Here is a 10,311-nt window from a genome sequence, read left to right as displayed (position 1 = left end):
TTTTTATTTTAAGTTGCGCCTTGTGGATCATTGGTGGGTTGAATTATTTAATTTTTATTAAAAAAATATTAAATAGGTTTTTGGGGTGTGTTGTTTAGAAAAATAGATATAAATGCGAGCCAATACGCATTTTTTTATGAAGATAATCACTTGATTCTTCCCTCCCTATATTCCCTTTCATACCGATGCTATAATCTTGCTATCAGCCAGGGAGCAAGATATGAATCACAATGGTTTGCGTCGGTTAATGTCAGGAATTAAAGGGTATCGAACGACTATAGTGGTCGCTGCGGCGTTGTTATTAGCCGCCTGTGATGACAGCAATAATAAAGGTGTGGTCACACCGCCTGCGACTCAAACCAGTACCTCGGCGGGCAAAACACCGGCGAGTAAACCCCAAGATACGGTGGCGCTGGCGGCACTGGCAAAACGCCATGCGGGTCAGCCGCTTACCTTGCTGGATGCCTCTGAACTGCAACTTGACGGGGCCAGTGCCATGGTACTGACCTTCTCGCAGCCACTGAATCCAAATCAGGATTTCGCCGCGCAGGTGCATCTGGTTGATACCGTCAGTGGCAACATCGACGGTGCCTGGGAGCTATCCGATAATCTAATGGAGCTGCGTTTACGCCACCTCAAACCGGAGCGTAAATTGTTGTTGACTGTCGACAGCACGCTGCAAGGGGTAGGTGGCGCGCAACTGGGTGCACAACAACAGCAACAAATCACCACGCGTGATATTAAACCGAGTGTCGGTTTTGCCAGCAAAGGCTCTTTGCTGCCGGGCAAACTGGCGCAGGGCTTGCCGGTGATGGCGCTCAATGTTGATAACGTCGATGTTAACTTTTTTCGCATTAAGCAAAGCAGCCTGGCTAACTTCCTCGCTAACTGGCAGAACCGCAGTGCGCTCTCTAACTGGGAATCGGACGAACTGCTGAAAATGGCTGATTTAGTCTATACCGGCCGTTTTGATCTCAATCCTGCGGTTAATACCCGTGAAAAGCTGTTATTGCCCTTAGCCGATATCAAGCCGTTACAAGAATCCGGCGTCTATCTGGCCGTCATGCAGCAAGCCGGTCACTACAGCTATACCAATGCTGCCACCTTATTTACCCTAAGTGATATCGGTGTTTCGCTACATAGCTACCATAACCAGATGGATGTGTTCACTCAGGCATTAGCCGGTGGTGCGGCATTGCAAGGCGTGTCACTGCAACTGTTGGATGATAAAGGCCAGGTGTTGACTCAGGCCGAAACCGACGGCAAGGGCCATGCGCAGTTGGAAAAAAACGCTAACGCCAAACTGCTGCTTGCCGCGCAAAATGGGCAGACCAGTCTGATCGACCTTAATGCACCCGCGTTGGATCTGGCCGAGTTTGATATTGCTGGTCCTGAGGGTTTCCAGAAGCAGTTCTTTGTCTTTGGCCCGCGCGACTTGTATCGGCCAGGTGAAACCTTAATTGTTAATGGGTTACTGCGCGATGCCGACGGTAAACCCCTAACAACCCAACCCGTTAAAGTCGATATCCTCAAACCGGATAATCAAGTGGTGCGCAGCTTTACCTGGCAACCACAGGATGGCCTGTATCAATACCAATATGCCATACCTGAAGGTGGCCCAACTGGCGAGTGGTCACTGCGCCTGAATTTGGGTGATAACCAGCCACGATTGTACAAATTCAAGGTAGAGGATTTTCTACCAGAGCGTATGGCGCTCGATATTGCTACCAGTAAAGAACCGATCGCCACAGACAGTGAAGCCAGCTTTGCCGTCACTGGCCGTTACTTATATGGTGCCCCGGCCTCGGGCAACCGTCTGCAAGGCCAATTATTCCTGCGCCCACTACGTGAAGCTGTTGCCACGCTGCCCGGTTTTGAATTTGGTTCGATTATCGAAGAGAACCTCTCCCGCACCTTAGATGAGTTTGATACCACCTTAGATAACCAGGGGCAGACGAATGTTGCGGTGGATAACAGTTGGCAGCATGCCCAATCGCCGCTGAAATTGATATTACAGGCCAGCTTGTTGGAGTCGGGTGGGCGGCCAGTCACACGCCGTGCTGAGCAAGCGGTGTGGCCTGCTGATGCGCTGGCGGGTATTCGCCCGCTATTCAATAAACAGCAGGTTTATGATTACCGCAGTGACAGCCATAAATCACAGGCGATGGTGGATCAAGATACGCAGGCTGATTTTGAAATTATCTATGCGAATGCCAGCGGCGAAAAGCTGGCCGCCAATGGCATTAAAGTTAAGTTGGTACGTGAGCGGCGTGATTACTACTGGCAGTGGTCAGAAAGTGATGGCTGGCAGTCGCTGTTTGATAAAAAAGATCTGACTCTGGCGGAGCAAAGCGTGAATATCGCCGCCAATGGGAGTGCTAAAGTCAGTTTCCCAGTGGAGTGGGGCGCATATCGAATTGAGGTCAGTAATCAGGATAACTCGCTGGTGAGCAGTTCTCGCTTCTGGGCCGGTTACAGTTGGCAGGATAACACCGCTGGCAGTGGTGCGGTGCGTCCTGATCAGGTCAAATTAACGTTGGATAAACCCGCTTACCGCCCGGGCGAAAAAGTGAAGTTACATATTGAAGCGCCAACGGCGGGTAATGGTTATCTGCTGGTGGAATCCAGTGACGGCCCGCTGTGGTGGCAGGAAGTGACTATTCCTGCGGGTGGCGCGGAGGTCGACGTGCCGATTAACAAAGAGTGGAATCGGCATGACCTGTATCTCAGTGCCACAGTGATTCGCCCGGGTGATAAATCACAACAGGCGACGCCAAAACGGGCGATTGGTTTATTGCATCTGCCGTTGGTGGATGAAACCCGCAAGTTGGCATTGCAATTGGATGCCCCCGAGCGTATCCGGCCCAATCAAACTTTAACGGTAAAAGTGAAGGCCAGCCGGAGCGGCGCGCCGTTGCCGGAAAAAGTGCAAGTTTTGCTGTCAGCCGTTGACAGCGGGATCTTGAATATTACGGATTACGTCACGCCAGATCCGTACGACGCCTTTTTTGGCCGTAAGCGCTACAGCGCCGATCGCTATGATGTTTATGGGCAATTGATAGAAGGGCAAGGGCGCTTAGCCAGCTTGCGTTTTGGTGGTGATGGCGATGAGGAAGATGCGCTGTCCCGCGGGGGCAAGAAACCCATTACCGAAGTGACTATTGTAGCGCAGCAAGCCCAACCGGTGACATTAAACGCGCAGGGTGAAGGCACCGTTGAGCTGGCGATTCCAGACTTTAACGGTGAGTTACGTTTAATGGCCCAAGCCTGGAGTGATGAAGACTTCGGCAAAGCAGAATCGAAAGTGGTGGTGGCAGCACCATTGATTGCGCAACTGGCAGCGCCACGTTTTCTCGCCGGTGGCGACAGTACCCAACTGGCTTTGGACTTAAGTAATTTATCTGGTCAGGCGCAAACCTTAGCGCTGAAATTGGCCGCCAGTGATTTACTGGCGCTAAATGGCACGCAAGCTCAGTCAGTTACGCTGGCGAATGGTGAGCGTAAAACGGTACTGATCCCGGTTCGGGCGCTGAACGGGTTTGGGCAAGGTGATCTTGGTCTGACGATCAGTGGCATGGTACTACCAAATGAAGAACTGCCAGATTACCAGCATCATTGGAAAATCGGCGTGCGGCCAGCCTATCCGGCCCAAACGCGCCATTTCGCTAATGTGCTGCGCAGTGGTGAAAGCTGGAGCCTGCCCGCGCAGGCTACGGCGGGATTGAGTGCTGAAACATTGCAAGGTCAACTGCTGATAACCAGCCGCCCACCTCTCAACTTGGCACGTTATATCAGCGAGTTGTACGCCTATCCTTATGGCTGTCTGGAGCAGACAGTCAGTGGACTGTATCCCTCACTGTACAGCAACCATGCACAGTTGACTGCGCTGGGTATCAAGGCCGATAGCGATGAAAAACGGCGACAGACGATTGATGTCGGGATTGAGCATCTGCTCAGTATGCAGCGCTACAACGGCGGCTTTGGTTTGTGGAGCAACGACAGCCCGGAAGAGTTCTGGCTCACCGCCTATGCCACTGACTTCCTCTACCGTGCCAGCCAACAAGGCTACAGCGTGCCTGCGGCGGCACTGACGGCGGCGAATACCCGCTTACAGCGTTATTTACAGGATCCTAATCAGGTTGAAATTCGCTACAGCGAGCAAACCAAGCATACCCGTTTTGCGGTGCAAGCCTATGCGGGGCTGGTATTGGCGCAGCAGCAGCAGGCTTCGCTCGGTGCATTACGGCAGTTATATAGCCGTAACAGTGAAGCGCGTTCTGGCTTACCACTGGTGCAGTTGGGTGTGGCATTGAAATTGATGGGCGACATGCCGCGTGCCAAAGAAGCCATCACTCAGGGGCTAAATACCACACGCAGTGACAAAGATTACTGGCTGGAAGATTACGGTAGCCCGATACGCGATGATGCTCTTATTCTGGCGCTGTTAACTGACAACAATCTACTGCCGCAAGCACGTGATAGTCGTCTGCTGGCCCTGTCTGATGCCTTGACCAGCCGCAACTATCTGTCAACGCAGGAGAGCAATGCTATATTTCTTGCGGGGCGCACCTTGATGAATGGCGCTGAAACACCGTGGCAGGTTGCTATTGCGCCACAAGCTGAGCCAATTGCGGATAGCGTGACGCTGACCCAAAGCACCGCGTTAAACCAAAACTGGTCAGCATCACAACTGGCCGCGGGGATGCAACTGCAAAATCGGGGTGATACGCCATTGTATAGCCGCGTTGCTGTGGTGGGATATCCGCAGCAAACCCCTGCACCATTCAGTAATAATTTGCATATCACTCGTAGCTACATTGGGCTAGATGGCAATCCGTTGCAGTTATCACAACTGAAAAGTGGTCAGTTAGTCTTGGTGCATCTGGATGTTTGGGCCGATAGGCGGGTACCGGATGCGCTGGTGGTTGATTTGCTGCCTGCTGGTCTGGAACTGGAAAACCAGAATCTGGGCGATAGCAGCGCCAGTTTGGGAGAGAGTGCCAGCAGCGTGACTGAGCTATTACAGGATATGCAGCAATCGGATATCAAACATCAAGAGTTTCGTGATGATCGTTATGTCGCTGCCGTCAATGTCGATGGTTACCGTCACACCACGTTGCTCTACCTGGCGCGGGCGGTGACACCAGGCCTCTACCAAGTGCCTGCACCACAAGTAGAATCGATGTATGTACCCGATTGGCGTGCGCTGGGGAGTACTCCAGTGCAGCTTGAAATCGTTAAGTGAATACTCACTTCCCCTGAGCGGCGAAACAGTTGTCAGGGGAAGTAATACGATTCATGCGCAAAAATATCTATTCCCGCTATCGGCGTATGGGCTGGGCGTTGGCGCTTATCCTGGTGTTGTTTCCGGCCACTCTTTGGCTGGCAGATAGACTTTGGCCATTGCCTCTGGCCGAGGTCCAGGTCGCGCGGGTCGTGGTAGGCGAAGATGGCACACCGTTATGGCGTTTTGCCGATGCTGACGGCGTATGGCGTTATCCGGTGACGTTGAGTCAGGTTTCGCCGTATTATCTGCAAGCACTGCTCACTTTTGAAGACCGCTGGTTTTACTCTCATCCCGGGGTAAACCCATTGGCGCTAGCTCGTGCCGCATGGCAGGATTTGCGCGCTGGTAAGATACTTTCAGGTGGCAGCACGCTATCTATGCAGGTTGCCCGCTTGATCGACCCACATCCGCGCACGTTAGCTGGCAAATTGCGTCAAGTCTGGCGTACTTTTCAGTTGGAATGGCATTTTTCCAAAGTTCAAATTCTCGAGATCTACCTTAATCGCGCTCCATTTGGCGGCACCCTACAAGGGATTGGCGCTGCCAGTTGGACCTATTTAGCTAAGCCGCCCTCTCAATTAACCGCGGCAGAAGCCGCATTGCTGGCAGCATTACCGCAAGCCCCTAGTCGGCTACGTCCCGATCGCTATCCTCTACGGGCAAAGGCTGCTCGAGACAAAGTGTTAACCCGACTGGCGGATTATCAGGTTTGGACAGCAAAGGATGTGGCTGATATTAAACAAGAAGAGGTCTGGCTGGCACCGCGTCAGATGCCACAATTGGCTCCTTTGCTAGCTCGCCGTTTAACCAGTGGTAATCAGCGCGAAGTGATCCACACCACGCTTGATACCGGATTACAGCGCCAATTGGAAGATATGGCGGCGAGTTGGCGTCACCAATTACCTGAGAAAACCTCGCTAGGCTTGCTGGTGGTTGACCATACCACGATGAAGGTGCGCGCTTATCTTGGGTCGGTGGATTTTCAGGACAACAGCCGCTTTGGTCATGTGGATATGGTCAGTGCATGGCGCTCACCAGGGTCGACACTCAAACCTTTCCTGTATGCCATGGCACTGGATGACGGCCTGATCCATGCTGAATCTTTGCTTCAGGACGTGCCACGCCGCTTTGGTGATTACCGGCCTGGCAATTTTGATACCGGATTCCATGGGCCGGTCAGTGCCAGTGAAGCTCTGGTGCGTTCGCTGAATTTACCGGCGGTTCAATTACTTGAAGCCTATGGCCCAAAACGTTTTACCGCCAATTTACGCAATGGTGGTCTGAACTTACGTTTCCCCTCTCACAGTGAACCCAGTCTGGCGGTCATTTTAGGCGGAACCGGTTCACGGTTGGATCAATTGGTTGCCGCGTATAGCGCTTTCGCCCGTGGCGGAATGGCAGCAACATTGCGTTTTGAACCGCAGCAACAAATACAAGAACGGCGACTATTCTCACCGGGAGCGGCATGGATTATCCGGCGTATTATGGCCGGTGAAGCCAGACCGTTACCGGATGATATTCTGCCAGCCAGCGTACCACTGGCATGGAAGACGGGTACCAGCTACGGCTATCGTGATGCTTGGGCTATTGGCATCAATGCGCGTTATACAATAGGCGTGTGGGTGGGGCGTCCAGATGGCACTCCGGTTGCCGGGCAGTTTGGTTATGCCACCGCAATACCGATACTTAATCAGGTCAATAACGTGTTGATGGCAGGATTGCAGCAAAGCATTCGCAGCTTACCGTCAGATCCGAGGCCATCGTCAGTCAGTCGGGAAGAGATTTGTTGGCCGGGTGGGCAACCGCTAGCGGTTGGTGATAGTAACTGTCGACAGCGGCGTCAAAGCTGGGTGCTCGATGGCACGGTACCGCCCACACTGACCGCACCCGGCCAGGAAAATATGCAGGGTAGTCAACTCAGTATCTGGCTAAATCAGCAAGGCGAGCGGGTTGCCGCGGATTGCTTAGGAGCCAAGCCAACGCAAGTGGCCTTGTGGCCACTGCCACTGGAGCCATGGTTGCCACTGGCTGAACGGCGTAATCAACGGTTACCCGCAGCAAGCCAGCAATGTCCACCGCAAGGGGAAGGCAGTGCTGCGCCATTGCTGATTTTAGGTATACGTGATGGTGCTGTCGTTAAGCGTTTACCTGGTCATAATAGCCTTGATCTGCGCCTGGTGGCGCAAGGCGGGAGAGGCCAACATTGGTGGTTCCTCAATGGTGAGCAAGTAGCGGTGACCGAGAATAATCAATCATGGGTACAAAACTTATCTGTGCCGGGCGGTTATCAGCTTAATGTATTGGATGAAAGTGGCCAGGTGGGTAATATAATTTTCCGTATGGAATAGTAATATTGATAAAACTAATTAATAACAATGGCTAATTGGTTTTTGTATTTGTTATTTAAATAACATCCCTGTGATAAATAAAATGATATCAATGCTTTTATTAGCTAGATAAAGTAATCACATCACGATTTTTGACACTGTCATTTATTACTGGGGATTATTATATGAACCATAATTACTTTATTATATTTTTCACGCTAATATTAACTGCAAACGTTTCTGCTCAACAGACAAAAGTGTGTTTCTTTGCTGATAGTGGCTATCTGGGTAAATCAATTTGTGCCAGCCAGGGACAAGAAGTTGGTGATCTTAAGGAGGAATGGAATGACAAGATATCATCTATTTTTGTTCCATCGGGTATGATTGTTACGGTTTATGAAAATAATAATTTCTCAGGCAAGGCATTAACATTTAGAGATGATGTCGATTTACTCTCCTCCCGCAGTTGGGCTGATTTAAATAATGAAATTAGTTCCTTTAGAGTTAGAAGTGCTGCCTGTTTCTATGAGAAAGATAACTTTTTAGGTGAATCAATTTGCCTATCTGGTAGCGAATACATTGACCTTTTCAATAATACAGATCGCCGTAGGAAACAATCACATATTTTAAACCCACTTAATGATCAAATTAGTTCGATCAAACTACCACAAAATACCCAAGTGACAGTTTATAAAAATGATAATTTTAGCGGCGATTACTTTATTCTGACTGATGATTATTCAGCTTTTGACTTGCAAAAAATAGGTATGGATTATGATATTAGTAGCATTCAGGTTTCTCAGCAAGAATATTTTATTTGCGACCAATATTGTGTTGTAAAAGATAAGATGATCATCCCGATACAATACACTTTCGGTGACTATTGGGGTGACGAACGAATAGGTTCAAAACAAACCTTGGTCAGTTTTCATTTGGATAGTAAAAATAATTATTCTGTAGGAATAGTCGATGGTGGTATATTTAAGATAATGGACCGTGAGCTTTTTTTTATTCATGAAAGCAGTAATAATAGCGCTATATTCAAATTGAGCGATGAAAGCGATACATTATCAATGTTATCGACATTTTATGGTGGTTATTTCGAAGTTCAATTTATGGAATCTATTGGCGAACAGGCAGTCGATTACTATCCATTGATCACCTATTTATTCGATGCAGATAAAACGGATGTTAAATTCTTCATTAATAATAACAGTAAAACTGAACCATTAATTATAAATAAAATAGTGCTGACGGCTGAAAAAAATCAAAGTCGAGCAGGGCGCAGTTTTCTTGGGAAAAGCGCTTGCTGGTTACTTCCCCTGCTTAATATTTATAATTATGTTGTCCAAGGGCGGTGTAATCAGGTAGACCGGTTTGTCACCAATATTTATGATTTTTTCAGTGGCGGTAACAATAAGATATTGCAAGTATCCGGCTCTTCGAAGCCCCTCCCTAAATTAATGACGAATGAAGCGTTGTCTGCTGACGTGTTCTTGGCACCGCTGCCAACTGAGGCGGTTGGCATATTGACTCAAATTAATTCTGATATGAACGGGAAATCATTGACGGTACCGGCCAGTGCGCTGGCCTGTAAAGTTTCAATGAAAGATGAAGTGCTGCCTCATCTACGTTTTCGCCGCCAGCTTATTCCCCCTTGTATTGATTGGACATTGAGTATTTTGACTGACTTTACCATGCTCTTTGGTGGCAGTCTTGACAGTTGGAACGCCGAAAATTTTGGTCGGGTTATTGAGCGGATTATCAGCGTAGGCGATACCGGCTATGCGGCATCAGACACAGTGACCGATGCGCGGTTTATTGAAAGTGTCCAGCTCTATGTCGCTAATAATATTGATAATGCGATAATGTTAAAAACAGCATTTGATTTTTCACAGCTCAGCTATGCCGATTATTTATATCGTAATGTTCTGGATTCTAACGCCGAAATACCACAAGTAGCACAGATACTACCTCAAGGACGCTATGAGTTGGCACTGCAAAATTTCCAGTTTGTCGAAACCATCCCCAGAAGACGGCAACACAATCAATGGCTAGAACAGCCTGAAATGCATTTTGATATTGAAATCATTAGCGGCGTTACCGAAAACTCGCTGGCTGCCAGGGACAATATCCTCCCGTATATCGAAGAATGGGAACGAGTTTACAGTCGGGCCTGGCACACCTTGAAAACCGAGACGGATATTGAAAGTATTGATAATCCCAATGTGTATAAAGGGATGGATGCGGTTATTTCCGCCTCGAGTCTGGTGAGTGGCGTGGTGCAGAGTTGGCTAAGAACGGCCCGCGATGATTATATCTATGTGATTGTTCGTTTATCAGGGGTGGTCATTAGCATCACGCTGGCAGTGGATATTAATGAGTTTGATGTTGGTGTTGCCGGTTCATTGACTGACCCAGCTTACGTGCTTTATCCAATGGCTGAAGGCACTATCAGAGGCGCAGGTACCGCAGCTATCAGAGCATTAGCCGACTATTTGGCCAAAAAAGGGAAACGCGCACTGGTATCGGATGTGATCAGCCAACCTTCCGCCATTGTGAAAAAGAAGGTGGGCTTTCAATTTATCAATGAACTTTGATATTAATAACGTTTTGCCTACAAAACACTGCGAGTATGGCAAACGGTTTTTTATGCAAAGTGTGAGTTGTGCGTAAAAATGAGTAATTAAGATAAAT

3 protein-coding genes are annotated in these 10,311 nt (G+C 49.1%); all 3 read left to right on the top strand.

All coding sequences use genetic code 11. The features are described 5' to 3' along the window. Positions 1 to 220 precede the first annotated feature (220 nt). The 3 genes from V2A85_RS18975 to V2A85_RS18965 all read left to right on the top strand — a co-directional run bounded on the left by V2A85_RS18975 (position 221) and on the right by V2A85_RS18965 (position 10,214). A complete protein-coding gene (locus tag V2A85_RS18975; protein ID WP_420072102.1) occupies positions 221 to 5,245 on the top strand; it encodes an alpha-2-macroglobulin family protein in 5,025 nt (1,674 codons plus the stop codon). Positions 5,246 to 5,298: 53 nt separating this feature from the next. Continuing rightward, complete coding sequence (pbpC, locus tag V2A85_RS18970) at positions 5,299 to 7,635, top strand: peptidoglycan glycosyltransferase PbpC (RefSeq protein WP_420072101.1); 2,337 nt, start codon at positions 5,299 to 5,301, stop codon at positions 7,633 to 7,635. 164 nt (positions 7,636 to 7,799) lie between these two features. Next, positions 7,800 to 10,214, top strand: coding sequence for a peptidase inhibitor family I36 protein (locus V2A85_RS18965; RefSeq protein ID WP_420072100.1), 2,415 nt, complete (start codon positions 7,800 to 7,802; stop codon positions 10,212 to 10,214). Positions 10,215 to 10,311: the final 97 nt, after the last annotated feature.

This window comes from Yersinia sp. 1252 StPb PI (genome assembly GCF_048593885.1).
Lineage (GTDB): Bacteria > Pseudomonadota > Gammaproteobacteria > Enterobacterales > Enterobacteriaceae > Yersinia > Yersinia enterocolitica_E.
Note: the sequence above shows the minus strand (reverse complement) of the source record. Positions and strands in the feature narration are given on the sequence as shown.